Source organism: Corynebacterium uropygiale, assembly GCF_021568315.1.
In the GTDB taxonomy this organism is placed as follows: domain Bacteria; phylum Actinomycetota; class Actinomycetes; order Mycobacteriales; family Mycobacteriaceae; genus Corynebacterium; species Corynebacterium uropygiale.
The window spans coordinates 185,124-200,275 of sequence record NZ_JAKGSI010000003.1 but is presented as its reverse complement, the minus strand read 5'-3'; the positions used below and the strand labels follow the sequence as shown (position 1 = coordinate 200,275).

General features: G+C 65.5%; 18 protein-coding genes. 3 read left to right on the top strand and 15 right to left on the bottom strand.

What is annotated here, in order from left to right; translation table 11 throughout:
- Nucleotides 1-48: 48 nt before the first annotated feature.
- The 9 genes from L1O03_RS06870 to dapE form a co-directional block, all read right to left on the bottom strand.
- A complete protein-coding gene (locus tag L1O03_RS06870) occupies nt 49-603 on the bottom strand; it encodes an LppP/LprE family lipoprotein (RefSeq protein WP_236118729.1) in 555 nt (184 codons plus the stop codon).
- A gap of 56 nt (nt 604-659) precedes the next feature.
- Nucleotides 660-1,313, bottom strand: a complete 654-nt coding sequence (locus L1O03_RS06865) for an LppP/LprE family lipoprotein (RefSeq protein ID WP_236118728.1) — start codon at nt 1,311-1,313, stop codon at nt 660-662.
- The gene (locus tag L1O03_RS06860; protein WP_236119203.1) at nt 1,313-2,179 is read right to left on the bottom strand and encodes a methyltransferase domain-containing protein; all 867 of its coding nucleotides are present in this window, start codon (nt 2,177-2,179) and stop codon (nt 1,313-1,315) included. The genes L1O03_RS06865 and L1O03_RS06860 overlap by 1 nt, the downstream gene beginning before the upstream one ends.
- Before the next feature lie 92 nt (nt 2,180-2,271).
- Complete coding sequence (locus L1O03_RS06855) at nt 2,272-2,442, bottom strand: DUF3117 domain-containing protein (RefSeq protein ID WP_236118727.1); 171 nt, start codon at nt 2,440-2,442, stop codon at nt 2,272-2,274.
- A 45-nt stretch (nt 2,443-2,487) separates the two neighbouring features.
- Nucleotides 2,488-2,781 (bottom strand): DivIVA domain-containing protein, encoded by a 294-nt coding sequence (locus tag L1O03_RS06850; RefSeq protein WP_236118725.1) that lies wholly within the window; start codon nt 2,779-2,781, stop codon nt 2,488-2,490.
- Entirely contained in the window at nt 2,775-3,524 is a 750-nt protein-coding gene (locus tag L1O03_RS06845) for a glucosyl-3-phosphoglycerate synthase (RefSeq protein WP_236118724.1), read from the bottom strand. Before L1O03_RS06845 ends, L1O03_RS06850 begins: the two co-directional genes overlap by 7 nt.
- Complete coding sequence (folP, locus tag L1O03_RS06840; RefSeq protein WP_236119202.1) at nt 3,521-4,333, bottom strand: dihydropteroate synthase; 813 nt, start codon at nt 4,331-4,333, stop codon at nt 3,521-3,523. The genes L1O03_RS06845 and folP overlap by 4 nt, the downstream gene beginning before the upstream one ends.
- Nucleotides 4,334-4,367: 34 nt before the next feature.
- Complete coding sequence (locus L1O03_RS06835; protein WP_420830312.1) at nt 4,368-5,129, bottom strand: LOG family protein; 762 nt, start codon at nt 5,127-5,129, stop codon at nt 4,368-4,370.
- Between the two features lie 4 nt (nt 5,130-5,133).
- Entirely contained in the window at nt 5,134-6,249 is a 1,116-nt protein-coding gene (gene dapE, locus L1O03_RS06830) for a succinyl-diaminopimelate desuccinylase (protein WP_236118720.1), read from the bottom strand.
- A gap of 137 nt (nt 6,250-6,386) precedes the next feature.
- On the opposite strand from dapE, the gene L1O03_RS06825 reads away from it, so the two are divergent.
- The 3 genes from L1O03_RS06825 to dapD are packed head-to-tail and all read left to right on the top strand — an operon-like array spanning nt 6,387 to nt 9,729.
- On the top strand, nt 6,387-7,334 hold the full coding sequence (locus L1O03_RS06825; RefSeq protein WP_236118717.1) for a DapH/DapD/GlmU-related protein: 948 nt from the start codon (nt 6,387-6,389) through the stop codon (nt 7,332-7,334).
- Nucleotides 7,335-7,344: 10 nt separating this feature from the next.
- Nucleotides 7,345-8,733: an amino acid permease gene (locus L1O03_RS06820; protein WP_236118715.1), complete on the top strand. Its 1,389-nt coding sequence runs from the start codon at nt 7,345-7,347 to the stop codon at nt 8,731-8,733.
- Nucleotides 8,734-8,751: 18 nt separating this feature from the next.
- Nucleotides 8,752-9,729 carry a 2,3,4,5-tetrahydropyridine-2,6-dicarboxylate N-succinyltransferase gene (gene dapD, locus L1O03_RS06815; protein ID WP_236118714.1) on the top strand — a complete coding sequence of 326 codons (978 nt, stop codon included), beginning with the start codon at nt 8,752-8,754 and terminating at the stop codon, nt 9,727-9,729.
- A 142-nt stretch (nt 9,730-9,871) separates the two neighbouring features.
- Here the strand turns inward: dapD and L1O03_RS06810 are convergent, their stop codons facing one another.
- The 6 genes from L1O03_RS06810 to L1O03_RS06785 are packed head-to-tail and all read right to left on the bottom strand — an operon-like array spanning nt 9,872 to nt 15,121.
- Nucleotides 9,872-10,483: a GtrA family protein gene (locus L1O03_RS06810; RefSeq protein WP_236118713.1), complete on the bottom strand. Its 612-nt coding sequence runs from the start codon at nt 10,481-10,483 to the stop codon at nt 9,872-9,874.
- Nucleotides 10,483-11,604, bottom strand: a complete 1,122-nt coding sequence (dapC, locus tag L1O03_RS06805; RefSeq protein ID WP_236118712.1) for a succinyldiaminopimelate transaminase — start codon at nt 11,602-11,604, stop codon at nt 10,483-10,485. The genes L1O03_RS06810 and dapC overlap by 1 nt, the downstream gene beginning before the upstream one ends.
- Before the next feature lie 3 nt (nt 11,605-11,607).
- Nucleotides 11,608-11,931 carry a ferredoxin gene (gene fdxA / locus L1O03_RS06800; protein WP_236118711.1) on the bottom strand — a complete coding sequence of 108 codons (324 nt, stop codon included), beginning with the start codon at nt 11,929-11,931 and terminating at the stop codon, nt 11,608-11,610.
- 41 nt (nt 11,932-11,972) lie between these two features.
- The gene (locus L1O03_RS06795) at nt 11,973-12,392 is read right to left on the bottom strand and encodes a hypothetical protein (RefSeq protein ID WP_236118710.1); all 420 of its coding nucleotides are present in this window, start codon (nt 12,390-12,392) and stop codon (nt 11,973-11,975) included.
- Nucleotides 12,382-13,311: an N-acetyl-1-D-myo-inositol-2-amino-2-deoxy-alpha-D-glucopyranoside deacetylase gene (gene mshB / locus L1O03_RS06790; protein WP_338026135.1), complete on the bottom strand. Its 930-nt coding sequence runs from the start codon at nt 13,309-13,311 to the stop codon at nt 12,382-12,384. The genes L1O03_RS06795 and mshB overlap by 11 nt, the downstream gene beginning before the upstream one ends.
- 4 nt (nt 13,312-13,315) lie before the next feature.
- Entirely contained in the window at nt 13,316-15,121 is a 1,806-nt protein-coding gene (locus L1O03_RS06785; protein WP_236118709.1) for an ABC transporter family substrate-binding protein, read from the bottom strand.
- Nucleotides 15,122-15,152 lie beyond the last annotated feature (31 nt).

Below are 15,152 nucleotides of genomic sequence, written 5' to 3'. Positions count from 1 at the left end.
TCCCAATCCTGCTTGAGCCATCATACAGATGTGGCTGAAGCAGGATTTTTAGCGCGATAGCGATTGGTTCGGCATCCGCCCTTGGCGCTCGACTTTATCGCCATCCCAATAAAAGCGCACGGGGGTGGTAAAGCGCGAAATATACGCAGCTGCCTCACCCGAGCGATGGAATTCCTCATAGTCGATGTATTGAACAGCAAGCGCCTCCCCATCAGGAGTGACTTCATAAGCCTGCTGCTGGTGTTCAGTATCGTCTACACCAATATATTTTCCCTTGTGGAAAAATATCAGGTAAGTAAAGTAATCGGGAGAGGCGTGACCCGCCGGCCCAACAATAGCGTAGCTGAGCTCCGAACACGGAGAATAATTACTTTCCCCCCTATACTCCCAGCTTATTGGGGAATAGCCTTCAAGCGGATAGCGAGCATTCACATCATCAACAGCCGCAAGCACTTCGCTCGCTTGGGGGTCCACCGCACAGTTCTTAGGATGGGCTTTGTGCTGGAGAGTCACGCCCACATAGACTCCCACAGCGGCTGCGAGGATGATTACCGACACAGCGAGAATCACGAGTAGCACTCTCAGCGTGCTCGCATTCTTCATAGTTTTTAGGACCCTCTCCGGGCGCTATCCACACACAGCTTCACCATATGTCGCCCTTAGCGTGAGCCGAGGTGAGTGTTCGGGATACGGCCATCATATTGCACTGAATCGCCGTCCCAGTAGTAGTGGACATGACTGTTATAAAGAGGCGCAGCCATGTTGTTCTGACCCGACTTCTCCAAGGCCTCCCAATCGCGATAGACCACATCGAGGCCATCACCATTTTCCTCGATTTTCTGTACCTGCTGCGGATACGTGCTGTCCACTCCCAGATATTCGCCATCATGGAAGAACAGGAGGAGGGTCGCAAATTGAGAATTCGTGATATCCCTTTGGTCGAGCTGGGCATAGCTCAGCGTCGCACAGGGCGAATAGTTGCTGTTCCCTTCATATTCCCACCCAAACTCGTTGGGATATTTCTCGCTCGCTTCATGGATAGCCATCAGAACCTCGCTGGCGTGGGCATCGACGGTACAGTTTCGTGCCTCCGGCGTCGGCGAGGATTCACTCGTCGTTTCCGTCGAGCTCTCCGCAGCAGAAGGGCTCGGCTGAGCGGAGCTTACCGAGGAAGTAGGGCTTCCCGACGCCTCGCGAGAAGAGGAGGAATCACTCATGGTGACTCCGAAGTACACCCCCACTGCAACGGCGAGTATGGCCACCGCAACACCAAGAAGTGAAAGGAGGATTGTCAGCGTCTTATTGTTATTCATCAGCGGGCTACTCCCAGCCGGGTGATTGCGGCCTTGGCGGTGACGACGAGGCTCTCGGGCAGAAGCTCGATGCGCTCGGCAAGGTCGTCGGGGTCAATGTGTTGGGCGGAGGGGCTCATCCCGATTTGGGCGGCGATCGCCTCCTGGTCGAGCTTCATGGGGAAGCGTACCGAGCGGGGCTCGCCCACAACGCTCAGGTGTCCCTCGGATTGCGCGATGAGCTGCTCGACCTTGTCGCTTTCTACATCGCGGATGCCCAGCGGGGCACGGAGCTCACTGAGGTGCCCCGGCTCTGCGGTGAGGACAACGACCTCTCCCCCGGGCTTGAGAACACGGGCGAACTCGGCGACGTTCCGGGGTGCGAAGACCACGGTCATGACGTCGACGGAATCATCCTTGAGCGGGAGCCTCGCGCAGGCGTCGGCCATGATGGCCGCAGCGCGCGGGTGGCATCGCGCAAGGTGACTCGCAGCCGCCGAGGACACGTCAATGCCCAGGCCCCGAGACCCCGCCACGGAGTCCAGGGAGTGGGCCAAATAGTAGCCGGTTCCAGCGCCGATCTCGCAGATGAGCGGCGAGGCGTCGTCGGGAACACCGGCATCATCGAGGGAGTCGTGCACCGCGCCGGTCACGGCCTCGACGAAGGGGGCGAAGTGCCCGCCGGAGAGGAAGGCCTCCCGGGAGGCGATCATCGCGGGGTCGTCGCCCTCTGAGGAGTCGGGGCGGAGTGTCAGATCGGCGTAGCCGGAGGCATCGACGTCGTAGCGGTGGCCGGTCATCGAGACCACATGCGATAAGGAGGAATTAAGGCGTAGCGATGAACCATCCTGCGGGTCAGCCAGGATATCGATGATCTCACGGAGCACGTCGGGCACCCATCCTCTCTGCGTGGAATGGTCTTATGCTACCCATACTCGTGGAGGTGGTGTGCACACGCCCCCTCGACTGTGCCGGGGCTTTAGCTCTCGGCTGCTTCGGTGAGTTTGGCGCCAAGTTCGGCAGCTTCCTCGTGGCTGAGTTCCACGACCAAACGGCCACCCCCATCGGAAGGAATCCGCATGACGATCTTCCGGTTTTCGACGACGGCCTCCATCGGACCGCTGCCCGTACGGGGTTTCATCGCTGCCATATGAACCAGGCTCCTCACTGAGATTATCAAGTTACCATTTCTAGCCTAGTCTCTTTTTTCCTCCGTGAGCATGGCATGCGCGGATTCTAATGCATCGAGGCGGTGCTGAAGGGAAGCAATAACCTCCTCGACCTGAGCCGGGTGATAGCCGCGGAGGACGACGTCGAAACGCACATCATCGATCCGCCCTTCCGCCACCGCCTGGGCATTGTCGTGCCGTTGCACGGCGTCCTCGCTCGGGGCCTGGCGCTCGCCGCGGCCCACGACGAGGGACACCAGCCAGATAAACAAAGCCCCGAACACGGCCAAAGCAAAGAACATGGCTATCCAGCTCAGCATGGGGAGTCTCCTTGGATCTCGCTCAGGGGAGGTCGTTCGCTAACCGACTGTCGGTCTATTAAGGTAGCAGCAACAATCTCCGCCATGGGGGACAATTCCTCCAGCGGACGGTTCCGGTGCGCCCTCGGGCCCAGCTCCACGCTGCGGATTGCCCCCGGGCCCCAGCGTCGTGCCACGTCGACGAGCAGACCGGCTTCCACCCCGTACCCCTCGACGAAAGGCACCCTCCGCGCCACCGAGCGCCGCACGGCGTACTCCCCCGCGAGCGGCTGGGGGATGTGGGAAAGCTCCGGGTAGAGAAGAGCCATGATGGGTTTCGCGCACAGCTCCGTCACCCGTCCACCGCCCGAGGGCTGCCCCTCAAACATCCGGGTGTAGGAGGCCTTGACCAGGTGAACGCAAGGGTCCGCCAGAGGGGCGGCAAGGCGGCTCACCATGTCGGGCTGAGGGTTCTCGAGGTCGGCGTCGACAAACACAATGGCCTCCCCTCGTGCGGCTGCCACCCCGCGCCAGAGCGATTCCCCCTTGCCGGGTCGGGGCGGGATGCCGGGGAGGATGGAACGCCAGTTGAGGACCGTCGCCCCGGCCTCGCGGGCGCGTTCGGCGGTGTGGTCCGTCGAGTCGGCGTCGATGACCAGGATCTCGGTGGGGGCGTCCGCGGCGACGGCGCGCACGACGTCGGCCACGGTGGCCTCCTCGTTGAGGGCGGGAATCACCACGCTGACGGTGCCGGGTGCGCTCATGCGAGGCCTCGAATCGTGTGCGCTGGGGGGATCCTCCCCTCGATGGCGCAAATCATCCGCAAGGTGTCCATGGTCTCGCGGACCTCGTGCGAGCGGAAAGCCGCCACCCCGTGCGCCACGGACCACGCCGTCGCGGCCAGGGTGCCGACAAGCCTCTCCCCCACCTCACGGTCCAGGGTCTCCCCCACGAAATCCTTATTCGACAGTGCCATGAGCACGGGCCAGCCCGTCGCCACGATCTCATCAATGCGACGCAGGAGCTCCAGCCCGTGGAAGGTGTTCTTCCCGAAGTCGTGGGTCGGGTCGATGAGCACGAGCTCTTCCGGGCAGCCGCAGGCCACCGCGTGTTCTGCCTGCCGCGTGGTCTCCGCGATGACATCAGCCACCACGTCATCAAAGTGCACGCGGTGCGGGCGCGTGCGCGGCGTCACCCCACCCGTGTGCGAGCACACGTAGCCCACGGAGAGCTGGCCGGCCACCTCGACAAGCTCCGGGTCATAGCCCGCCCACGTGTCATTGACCAGGCCCGCGCCCGCCTGCACGGCAGCCTCCGCCACGGGCGCTCGCCACGTGTCCACAGAGATGAGCACGTCCGGGTGTTTGTCATGCACCGCCGCGATAAGCGGCACCACCCGCTCGATCTCCTCCTCCACATCGACGACGGGCCCCGGCCCCGCCTTCACCCCGCCGATATCAATGATCGTGGCCCCGTCCGCGATGACGGCGTCGGCGCGCTGGACGGCGGCGTCGATTTCGAAGGTCGCGCCGCGGTCGTAGAAGGAGTCCGGGGTGCGATTGATGATCGCCATCACCGCGGGGACGGGATGAAAGAGGGACTGGGGCTCAGTCACGAGCGGCCCTCCGTCGTTCCACAATGTGCTCCACCGCGTCGGAGACGGAGTCGGTGAGGTAGATGAGGTCGGGGTCCTCGGGGTCAATCATGCCCTCGGCGACGAGGCGCTCCCGGATCCATCCGACCAGCCCCGACCAAAACTCCGTTCCCATGAGCACGATGGGATAGTGGGTGACCTTGCCGGTTTGGACCATGCAGAGGACCTCGAAGAACTCGTCGAGGGTCCCGAATCCGCCCGGGAGGCAGACGAAGGCCTCGGAGTACTTGAGGAACATCGTCTTGCGGGCGAAGAAATAGCGGAAGTTCATGCCGAGGTCGACCCAGTCGTTGAGCTTCTGCTCGAAGGGAAGCTCGATGCCGAGGCCGATGGACAGCCCACCGGCCTCGCTCGCCCCACGGTTGGGGGCCTCCATGAGGCCTGGGCCGCCGCCCGTGATGACGGCATAGTCCTGGGCGGCGAGGGCCTCGCCGAGCTCGCGGCCCGTCGCGTACCAGGGGTCCTCGCGGCTCACCCGGGCAGAGCCGAAAACCGCCACGGCCTTGGGCAGGCTCGCCAGGGCGTCGAAACCCGTGACGAACTCCGACTGGATGCGCAGGATGCGCCACGGATCGGCGTGCAGCCAGTCATGATCCGAGCCCAGCTCAAGAAGCCGCTGGTCATAGGTGGATCGCTGGCGGTCGCTTTCCTCCCCGCGCCGCATGAGCACGGGGCCCCGCAGCATTCGTTGGCTTCTCTTGCGCCTTTCCACCATCTCGTTACTCCCCTCGCAGCCACCGCAGAAGCGTGTCGGCCACATCGCTCACCATCGATACCGGACATTGCTCGTCCTTCTTGTGAGCATAGGAGGGATCCCCCGGCCCGAAGTTCACGGCCGGGATTCCCATCTCGGAGAATCGGGCCACATCCGTCCAGCCATACTTCGCGCGGAAGTTCCCGCCCGTGGCCTTGACCAGCTCCGCAGCCGCAGGACGGCTGAGACCGGGCAAAGCCGCAGGGCTTTCATCGTCGACCTCGTAGCTCACCCCTTCTTCCTTCTCGACGCCCAGAACATCGAGCATGTGCTCCATGGCTTCAGCGAGGCTGCGGTCAGGGGCGAAGCGGAAGTTGACGAACATCCAGGCGTCGTCGGGGATGGTGTTCGTCGCGACACCACTTTCCACGTGGACGATATTCAGCCCCTCCCGGTACTCGCAGCCATCGATCTCCACCCGGCGCGGCTCATAGGCCGTGATCCGGGAGATGATCGGCGCGAGGCGATGCATGGCGTTCACACCCATCCAGGAGCGGGCCGAGTGGGCGCGCACCCCCTCCGCGCGGATCCGCAGGCGGATCGAGCCCTGGCAACCGGCCTCGATCATGGCGCCGGAGGGCTCGCCGAGGAGGGCCACCTCGCCCTCAATCCACTCGGGGTGGGCCTTCTGCAGGTGTCCGAGACCGTTGTACTCGGCGGCCACCTCCTCGGATTCATAGGCGACCATGGTGAGGTCCCGCTGCAGGCGAGGATCATTGGCGCACACCGCGAAAGCGTGAAGGTACACCGCGAGACCCGACTTCATGTCCACGCTGCCGCACCCGAAGAGGGTGTCTCGCCCCTCGGCGTCCGGGGCGCGGTGGGAGGGGACGTTATCCGCGATGGGGACGGTGTCCATGTGCCCGGCCAGCACCACCCGTGCCCCCAGCCCCCGCTGCGTGCGGGCGACAACATTGTTCCGATAGCGCAGCACCTCAACATTCGGGATTCGACGGAGGGCCGCCTCGATAGCGTCGGCAATCTCCTCTTCATGGAATGAGGGACTGGGGATGTCGACGAGGGCTTCCGTCAGGGCGATGGGGTCGATGGTGAGGTCCAGGGCGTGCGTCGGTGTCGTCATTCTTCACACCCTACTGAAGGGATCCCGCGGAGGGGCGGCCAGCGGCCAGGGAGTGATGATAGCCACGGCAACCCCCATCCTCGGCCCCAAGACGGCGCATTGAATGTGATGATTATTCCCACGTAAAATGGCACTTTGTGACCACCCTCGGAGCAGTAGCCACTGGTATAGCCAATATTGCGATGGATGGGACCGTCCTCGACACCTGGTTCCCCGCACCGCAACTCATCGACTCGTCGACGGAACCCGCCCCCGATGGCCAGCCCGCCACCGGCACCCGTCGGCTGTGGGGGCGGGAGCTCTCCGCGCGGATGATCGCCCTCATCTCCCTCGATGAGGACCGCATGGTCGAACAGGTGGCGGTGCGCACGAGGATCGCTGATCTGCAGCAGCCTCCCGTCGACGCCCACGACGTCTACCTCCGCCTCCACCTCATGTCGCACCGCCTCGTCGAGCCGGGCAGCATCACCATGACCGGGGCGATTGGGCTGCTCTCCGACGTCGTGTGGACGAACAAGGGGCCCTCCACCCCGCAGAACTTTGAGCTCGTGCGTGCCCGGCTGCGCACCCGGGGGCTCATCCACGTCTATGCGATCGACCGGCTGCCCCGCATGGTCGACTATGTGGTGCCCAACCAGGTGCGCATCGCCGAGGCGGAGCGGGTGCGCCTGGGGGCGCATCTCGCGCCGGGGACGACGGTGCAGCGGGAGGGCTTTGTCTCCCATGATTCGGGCTCGCTGGGGCCGTGCAAAATCGAGGGCCGGCTGTCGTCGGGGGTAACCCTTGGGGAGGGGTGCCAAGTGGGACTCTCCGCCTCCATCATGGCGGAGCGTCAGGAGGATGGTTCGCGGCGGCCGCTGAGCGTCGGCAAGGACTGTCACTTCGGTGTTTCCGCAGGTCTTCTGGGTATGAGCATCGGTGATGGGTGTGAGATCGGGACCAAGATCATCCTCGAGAAGAGCACCGTCGTCTACGATGCGGACCGGGATTGCCTCACGAGCGGGGCGGAGCTAGAGGGGCGTTCCGGGTGGACCCTCCGCACCGAGGCGGGGCATCCGGAACCTGTTGTCCGGGGTCTTCAGTAATGTATCCCTCATGGAGAACACAGAAAGCAACAAAGGTGAGCTGGGAAATGGCTTAAAAACTCGCCATCTCACCATGATGGGGCTGGGCTCAGCCATTGGCGCCGGCCTCTTCCTCGGCACGGGGGTGGGCATTCGCGCCGCGGGCCCGGCCGTCCTGTTGGCCTACCTCATCGCGGGGATCATCGTCGTCCTCGTCATGCAGATGCTCGGTGAGCTCGCCGCCGCCCGGCCGGCCTCGGGCTCTTTTGCCACCTATGCGCGTCAGGCGCACGGCCACTGGGCCGGGTTCACCCTGGGCTGGCTCTACTGGTTCATGCTCATCATGGTTCTCGGGGCGGAGATGACCGGCGCTGCCGCCATCATGGGCGCCTGGTTTGACGTGGCGCCCTGGATACCGGCGCTCGTCTGCGTCATCTTCTTCGCCGTGGTGAACTTCACGCAGGTGCGTGGCTTCGGCGAGTTCGAGTTCTGGTTCGCCTTCATCAAGGTGGCGGTTATTCTCCTCTTCCTCGTCGTCGGTGTGCTCCTCATCTTCGGCCTGCTGCCGGGGAGCACCTTCGTCGGGACGTCGAACTTCCTCTCCCAGGGCTTCATGCCGCACGGGATCTCGGGTGTTGCGGCCGGGCTGCTGGCGGTGGCCTTCGCCTTCGGCGGAATTGAGATCGTCACCATCGCGGCGGCCGAGTCGGAGAATCCCTCCGTCGCCATCCGCACCGCGGTGCACTCCGTCATCTGGCGCATCGCCGTGTTCTACCTCGGGGCGGTGCTGGTCATCACCTTCCTCATGCCCTATGACACGATCTCCGGAGCCGACTCCGCCGCCGAATCCCCCTTCACCATCGTGCTGAAGATGGCGAACATTCCGGGCGTCGTGGGCTTCATGGAGGCGGTCATCGTGCTCGCTCTCCTCTCCGCCTTCAATGCGCAGATCTACGCCACCTCGCGGCTATGCCACTCGCTCGCCCGGGAGGGCGATGCCCCGCGCATCTTCGCCGTCACCAACAGGAACGACGTTCCCATCAACGCCGTCATCCTCTCCATGGTGTTCGCCTTTGTCTCCGTGGGGCTCCAGTGGGCGAACCTCTCCGGCCTGCTGGACTTCCTCCTCAACGCCGTGGGCGGCTGCCTCCTTGTCATCTGGATTGTCATCGCGACGAGCTACCTCAAGCTGCACCCCGAACTCGAGCGCAACAACGAGATCGCCACGGTCCGGCTGCCCGGCTACCCGGTGCTCCCGATCCTCGCCCTCGTGCTGCTCGCCGGGCTGGTGATCCTCATGCTCTTCGACCAGGGAGCACGCTCGGAGATCACCTCCGTCAGCGTCATCGTGGTGGTTCTCATCGTGCTGTCCTTCTTCTCCCGGCGCTCCACCCAGCGCAGTGCCGCCCGCTCGAAGTGATCGGGTAATCTCAGGCGCATGACTGCGTATCGAGCACTTGGACTAGCGACCATCACCGACGACGGCACGGTCCTCGACGCCTGGTTCCCCAGCGCCGAGACCACCGAGGAGTCCCTCGACGCCGGCACCACCCGTGTCGACGCCACCAGCCTCCCCGAGGAGCTCGCTCCCCTCTGCGGACGCGACGAGGCTCGCCAGGTGGAGCGCGTCGGGATCGAGACCCGCATCGCGGATCTCAGCTCCCCGGCAGCCGATACGTACGACGCCTACCTCCGCCTCCACCTTCTCTCCCTGCGGCTCATCCAGCCGCACGGCGCGAACATGGACGGCATCTTCGGGAAGCTGAGCAACGTCGTGTGGACCAACCACGGTCCGTGCGCTGTCGAGGGATTCGCCCTCACCCGCGCCCGCCTGCAGGCCCGCGGCCCGGTGACCGTATACTCCATTGACAAGTTCCCCCGCATGGTCGATTACGTCACGCCCTCCGGCGTGCGGATCGGCGATGCTGACCGCGTGCGCCTGGGGGCCCACCTCGCCGAGGGCACCACGGTCATGCACGAGGGCTTCGTCAACTTCAACGCCGGGACGCTCGGGCACTCCATGGTGGAGGGACGCATCTCCGCGGGTGTCGTGGTCGATGACGGATCCGACGTCGGCGGCGGTGCCTCCATCATGGGCACCCTCTCTGGCGGCGGCAAGGAGGTCATCTCCATCGGGAAGCGCTGCCTCCTCGGCGCCAACGCCGGCGTGGGCATTTCCCTCGGCGATGACTGCGTCGTGGAAGCCGGGCTCTACGTCACCGCAGGCACCAAGGTTGTTCTCCGCGGGGACGCAGCCGCCGCCTTCCACCTCGAGGACGGCGCCTCGATCAAGGCCAAGGAGATCTCCGGCGCCAATGGCCTTCTCCTCCGGCGCAACTCCCTCAACGGGGCTGTTGAGGCCGTGACCTGGAAGGCCGAGGCCGTTCAGCTCAACGCTGACCTCCACGCCAACTAACTCCGCACCTGCCGCGGCACGACGACACCGCGGCAGGGAACACAAAGAGCGCGCACGATATCTCCACCGTGCGCGCTCTCTTCTATCTTCACCCACTCCGGGACGCCCAGCGTCCGGGAATCTCGGACTCCCCTACGTGCTTCTAGACGGGCTCGGCATCCTCCACCACCGTGGTCTTCTTCGGCTTACGGAAGGCCCAGATCTTGTTGAGGATGAAGTTCACCGGCATGGAGACAAAGGTGCCGATGAGGTTCGCCCAGTACAGGCGGGTGCGCAGGCCCGTCGAATCATCGAAGATGTCCGTGGGCAGGGAGATCGGCGAGTTCGCGTTCATGAGGCTCGTCGCGACCAGGAGGTTGACGACGAGAGCGCCGACCCCCGTCATGAGGAAAGCGATATAGCCGCGCCACCACCGGGGCTTGAAGCTCCCCTTGAATGTCCACCAGCGATTGAGCTGGTAGTTCCACGTGTTAGCCACGACGAAGGCGATCGTGAGGAAGATGTGATACCAGCGGATGTGGAAGCGGGATCCCAGGAGGTTGAGAAAGGGATCGTCCGGGAGGATGGAGAGGACGTCCCCGAAGAAGCGGCGCACGATGATGAGCACCGCGAAGTTCACGAAGACACCCGAGCCTCCGACGATCCCGAACTTGAGAAACTGCAGCACGGCACCGTCGCGGCCGCCGAGCTTCTCAACGATCCTCGCGTACAGCGAAGGGGAAGTTGGGGAAGTTGGAGAAGACGCGTCACTCATTACTGTTCATCACCGCGGAGCCGACGGGCAGCCGCAGCGATGTCCTCATCGGAGCCCGTGAGGCCGATGCGGACGTGCTTCTCCCCCTCCGGCCCATAGAAGGCGCCGGGGGCGACGAGGATGCCTCGCTGGGCGAGCCAGTCCACGGTGGCCCAGCAGTCCTCCTCGCGGGTGGCCCAGAGGTAGAGTCCCGCGTCCGAGAGATCGATGCGGAATCCGGCGTCGACGAAGGCCGCCATGAGCGTGGCGCGGCGGCCAGCATAGCGGAGCTTCTGGATGCGCTCCTGGTCATCGTCCTGCGCGGCGGCCAGCGTGGCGGCCTGGACGGGCGTCGGCATCATGAGGCCAGCATGCTTGCGGACACCGAGAAGCTCCTGGATGAGGGCCTCATCGCCGGCGAGGAAGCCGGAGCGGTAGCCCGCAAGGTTGGAGGTCTTGGAGAAAGAGTGGATGGCGAGGAGGTTGCGGTGATCGCCGTCGCACACGCGCGGGTCGAGGATGGACACGGGCGGGTGCTTCTCCTCGTTCCAGCCGAGGCCGAGGTAGCACTCATCGGAGGCGATGATGACGTCACGCTCGCGGGCAAACTCGACGACCTTGCGCAAGTGATCGACGCCGAGGACCTTGCCGGTGGGATTGCTCGGGGAGTTGATGAAGATGAGCGACGGCCTGGCCGGGCCGATCTTCAGCAGGGAGTCCGAGCGGAGGACCGCGCAGCCGGCGAGGAGGGCGCCCACCTCGTACGTCGGGTAGGCGAGCTCGGGGATGACGACCGTGTCTCCGGCACCGAGCCCCAGCGTGGTGGGCAGCCAGGCGATGGCCTCCTTCGTCCCAATGACGGGAAGGACGGCCTTCTCGCTCAGCCCGCTCACGTGATAGCGGCGCTCCAGGGAGGCCACCAGCGCGGCACGCAGCTCAGCGGTGCCGGCCGTCTGGGGATAACCCGGGTCGGGCGCCGCTTCCGCCAAAGCCAGCTGGATGCCTGGCGCTACCTCGTCCACCGGGGTGCCGACGGACAGATTGATCATTCCCTCGGGGTGCTGGGCGGCGGTAGTCTGCGCGTCGGCAAGCAGGTCCCAGGGGAACGTGGGCAGGGCGGAGAGAAGCGGCGTCCTCGTCATGAGCTAGTCCTGATTCTGTGGGGGGAGGGAGTCGACAAAGGGCGGGTCAAAGTCCTGCGGCCCGAGCCGGGAAGCCCCGCCGGGGGATCCCAACGAGTCGAAGAACGCGACGTTGGCGTCATAGTACTCCGCCCACTCATCCGGCACATCGTCCTCGTAGAAGATGGCCTCGACGGGGCAGGCGGGCTCGCAGGCGCCGCAGTCCACGCACTCGTCGGGGTGAATGTAGAGGGAGCGCTTCCCTTCGTAGATGCAGTCAACAGGGCATTCTTCCACGCAGGCGCGATCCATCACGTCGACGCAAGGCTGGGCAATAATGTACGTCATTCCAGGTCTCTCACAACTCCAGAAACGAATAGGGTGAAGATCTATAGTTGTTCGATCCGGCTGCGCAGCAGCGGCCAGGCTCCTCCGGCCATCCCAGCGATGAGCAGCACGAGGCTGCGCATACTGGAGCCGAGGAGCTGATCCCCCGTGATCGCCGGGCCGAATAAGAGCAAGAAATAGCCCACCAACCACGACAGGACGGGGATCGCAACGACCCCTATGTTACGACTCCACAAGAGCGCGGTTCTAGTTAGCACACCATTAAAAAGCGCGGCGATGACGATGGTGATGGGGAACATCACAGAACCCCCGCCGGGGAGAGTCAGGCGACTATGCACATACGCGCACTCGATAAACAGCGAGATAAGGGAGCCCGCGCACAGCCACATCATGGCCACCGCGACCTCCCCGCGCGAATAGGGCCGGCCCGCGTCCTCCGCCTGCTCAGACTTAGCGTTCATGCGCCCACTCCAGGCCATCCCACGGCAGGTGCGCCCCCTCCGGGAGCGGGGCTCCGCCGCCGAGGCGGAAGTCCTCATGGTCGAGGATCGGCTGGGCAATGAGGTTGGAGAGGGCCCACACCGCCGGGCAGGCGTCGTCGTTATTCACGACGGCCACCGCGCGGTGAGGATTCGTGAGCGAGAGATCGCCATCAGCCACCCAAATCTGCGTGGCGTGGGCCTTCATGGCGCGCACCTTCGCGCCGAAGCTCTCCGCGCTGAGCGGGACGCGCACCTCCATGCCGATCGCCGAAGGGAGCTCCCCCGGCTCGGCGTGGCGCCAGCCCTCCGGGACCTGGCCGATGGCGGCGAGCCCGGCATCCTGGGCGGCCTCGTCCACATAGGAGAACAGAATCCGCTGGACATCCCAGGTTCCGGACTCGCGGAGGCGGCGCACCGCGGCCAGGGTGATCTCGTGGGCGCGGATGTGATCCGGGTGGCCGTAGCCGCCCTCGGGGCCGTAGGTGAGGACGAGGTGCGGACGCAGCTCGGCCATCGTGTCCGCGAGCGCGTCCACGCCCTCCTCCCCGGAGGAGACGAAGGCGCGCGGGTGCGAGTGCGCGGGATCCCCCGCCATCCCAGAATCCCGCCAGCGGCCGGCGCCGCCCAGGAAACGGCCACTCACGCCGAGCTCCGCGAGAGCCTGGGCCAGCTCACCGATCCGAAAGCCGCCGAGCTGGTCGGCCTCATCGGCAATGAGCTGCTGGAAGGTCTCACCGATCACCTCGCCCTGCTCCCCGAGGGTGCACGTCACGACGGTCACCTCCGCGCCCGCCTGCCCGAGGGCATGGAGGGTTCCGCCCATGGTGATGGACTCATCATCGGGGTGGGCGTGGACGGCAAGGACACGCAGTCCTCGCAGGTCAGGGGAAGTCTCCACGGTGTTAATCCTCTCCGCTGTTCTCGCGTTCCTCGGGGCTGGCGGTGCTCGTTGCAGTGCTGCTCTCCGCGCGCTGCCACGTGGCAAGGCTCGACAGCCCTGTGGGCCAGCGCTCGAGGTCAGGGTCCGGCCCCACCATACCGTGGCCGAGCGCCATCACCCGAGTCTCCCGAAGAATCGGCAGACTGAGGTGCTCCGTCTCCTCGACCTCCGTCGCCAGCTCCTCACCCTCTGAGCGGGACCCCGGCGCCGCGAGGAGTTCGGCCAGGTGGGCGTCGAGCCCCTCATCGCAGAAGCCAGAGAGGTTCTCGAAGCGCGGCAGGGAGCTCGGGCTCGGGCGCGGGGTGGTGGTTTCGGGGCTCGCGGTGGGGGTCTCGGAGGGCTGCTCCGCCGCCGCGGGGCTCGTGCCGCCCGCGCACTGGTAGCGCGAGGCCACGGACACCGGATCCCCGTTGATGTCTTGCCAGGTCATCACCGCATCCACTGAGCCGCCGGGCAGGAGGGTTCCGCTGAGCTCCTCGAGGGTGGCGCTGCGCACCTGCGCCTCGATGCCGGCGTTCTTAAGGATGTCGACGGCCGCCCGCGCCGCGCTGAGTGAGGAGGCATCGGCGGGGTCGGCGCCGATGACGAAGGGGCGTTCCGCGCTCTCGCTCGCAAGCTCCCGGAGGCTGTGCGCTCGGGTGTCCTCGTCGATGCCGCTGCTCGCCGCCGCAACCTCGGACTCCCCTGCCGCGGCCAGCGACGAGGAGCGCCCGGCCGCCAGCCGCGCGAGCACGTCAGTGTCCAGCACCGAGGACAAAGCCGCCCGGCGCACGCGCAGCCGCGTCAGCGGAGAACGCACGTTATACACGAGGCGCAGCTGCCGGGCCGTACGATACGTGCGCACCTGCGTGTGCGGGATGAGGCCAAAGGTATCGACGCTCGTCTCCTGCGGCGTCATGTCCACCAGCGAAATCTGCCCGGTGCGCAGCTGCTCGGCGCCGCTCAGCGGGTCGCGCATCTCCACCAGCTGGATGCGCTCCACGGAGGCCGGATTCTTCCCCCAATAGCGATCATTACGATGCAGCGTGATGAGCCCGCGCTGCTGATCGAGGTTCGCCACGAGGAAGCGCCCGCCCGCCGCCGGCACCCCCTTCCTCAAGGCCTGCCCGAAATTCGCCGTATCCCCCAGGACATGCGCGGGGAGCAGGTGTTGGAAGAGGCGCGACAGGTCCCCCACCGGCGAGGAGAAATCCACATCCACCTGCAGGCCATTGTTGCCGACGCGCAGGTCACTCACCGAGCGGTACACCGCAGAATCCTTAGCGCCCGGGGTGTGGAGGATCCCCTCCCACAGGTAGCGGAAGTCCGCCCCGGTGATTGGGGTGCCATCGGACCACTGGGCCTCCGGGCGGAGGATATAGCGAACGGTGGACTGCGCGCCGGGGGCCGGCTCGATCTCCTTCACGGAGCTCACGAGGTCCTCGTTGAGGTGCCCGTCCACGTAGACGCTGGGGAAGATGGCGTCGGCAAGGGAGGCCACGAGGGCGCAATCATCGCTCATGAGGTGCGGGTTTACGCCGTTGACCAGGGGGTCCACGCCGACGGAGATGTCCGGGCGCGAGTCATCGGGCGCATCCTCGCGGGCCGGCTTCTCCGCCTCCGGGGCCGGGGCCTCAGCCTCCTGGGCCTGCGGTTCCTCGATGGGCGGCGGGCCGGGGTTGGCCATGCATCCGCCGAGGAGGATCGTGCTGAGGAGGAGGACCCCGCAGCGCGTGAGGGGGCGCGCGCCGCCGGGGCGAGTGCTGGGACTCACCGTGGGATGTGTCATGCTCGTCTCCTCATCCTCCGCGGCGCGGACT

What these genes read in the sequence shown, in the direction of transcription:
- L1O03_RS06870 (WP_236118729.1), bottom strand. Translation starts at nt 603, where the DNA reads ATGAAGAATGCGAGCACGCTGAGAGTGCTACTCGTGATTCTCGCTGTG.
- L1O03_RS06865 (WP_236118728.1), bottom strand. Translation starts at nt 1,313, where the DNA reads ATGAATAACAATAAGACGCTGACAATCCTCCTTTCACTTCTTGGTGTT.
- L1O03_RS06855 (WP_236118727.1), bottom strand. Translation starts at nt 2,442, where the DNA reads ATGGCAGCGATGAAACCCCGTACGGGCAGCGGTCCGATGGAGGCCGTC.
- L1O03_RS06850 (WP_236118725.1), bottom strand. Translation starts at nt 2,781, where the DNA reads ATGCTGAGCTGGATAGCCATGTTCTTTGCTTTGGCCGTGTTCGGGGCT.
- L1O03_RS06845 (WP_236118724.1), bottom strand. Translation starts at nt 3,524, where the DNA reads ATGAGCGCACCCGGCACCGTCAGCGTGGTGATTCCCGCCCTCAACGAG.
- folP (WP_236119202.1), bottom strand. Translation starts at nt 4,333, where the DNA reads ATGGCGATCATCAATCGCACCCCGGACTCCTTCTACGACCGCGGCGCG.
- L1O03_RS06835 (WP_420830312.1), bottom strand. Translation starts at nt 5,129, where the DNA reads ATGGTGGAAAGGCGCAAGAGAAGCCAACGAATGCTGCGGGGCCCCGTG.
- dapE (WP_236118720.1), bottom strand. Translation starts at nt 6,249, where the DNA reads ATGACGACACCGACGCACGCCCTGGACCTCACCATCGACCCCATCGCC.
- L1O03_RS06820 (WP_236118715.1), top strand. Translation starts at nt 7,345, where the DNA reads ATGGAGAACACAGAAAGCAACAAAGGTGAGCTGGGAAATGGCTTAAAA.
- dapD (WP_236118714.1), top strand. Translation starts at nt 8,752, where the DNA reads ATGACTGCGTATCGAGCACTTGGACTAGCGACCATCACCGACGACGGC.
- L1O03_RS06810 (WP_236118713.1), bottom strand. Translation starts at nt 10,483, where the DNA reads ATGAGTGACGCGTCTTCTCCAACTTCCCCAACTTCCCCTTCGCTGTAC.
- dapC (WP_236118712.1), bottom strand. Translation starts at nt 11,604, where the DNA reads ATGACGAGGACGCCGCTTCTCTCCGCCCTGCCCACGTTCCCCTGGGAC.
- fdxA (WP_236118711.1), bottom strand. Translation starts at nt 11,931, where the DNA reads ATGACGTACATTATTGCCCAGCCTTGCGTCGACGTGATGGATCGCGCC.
- L1O03_RS06795 (WP_236118710.1), bottom strand. Translation starts at nt 12,392, where the DNA reads ATGAACGCTAAGTCTGAGCAGGCGGAGGACGCGGGCCGGCCCTATTCG.
- L1O03_RS06785 (WP_236118709.1), bottom strand. Translation starts at nt 15,121, where the DNA reads ATGACACATCCCACGGTGAGTCCCAGCACTCGCCCCGGCGGCGCGCGC.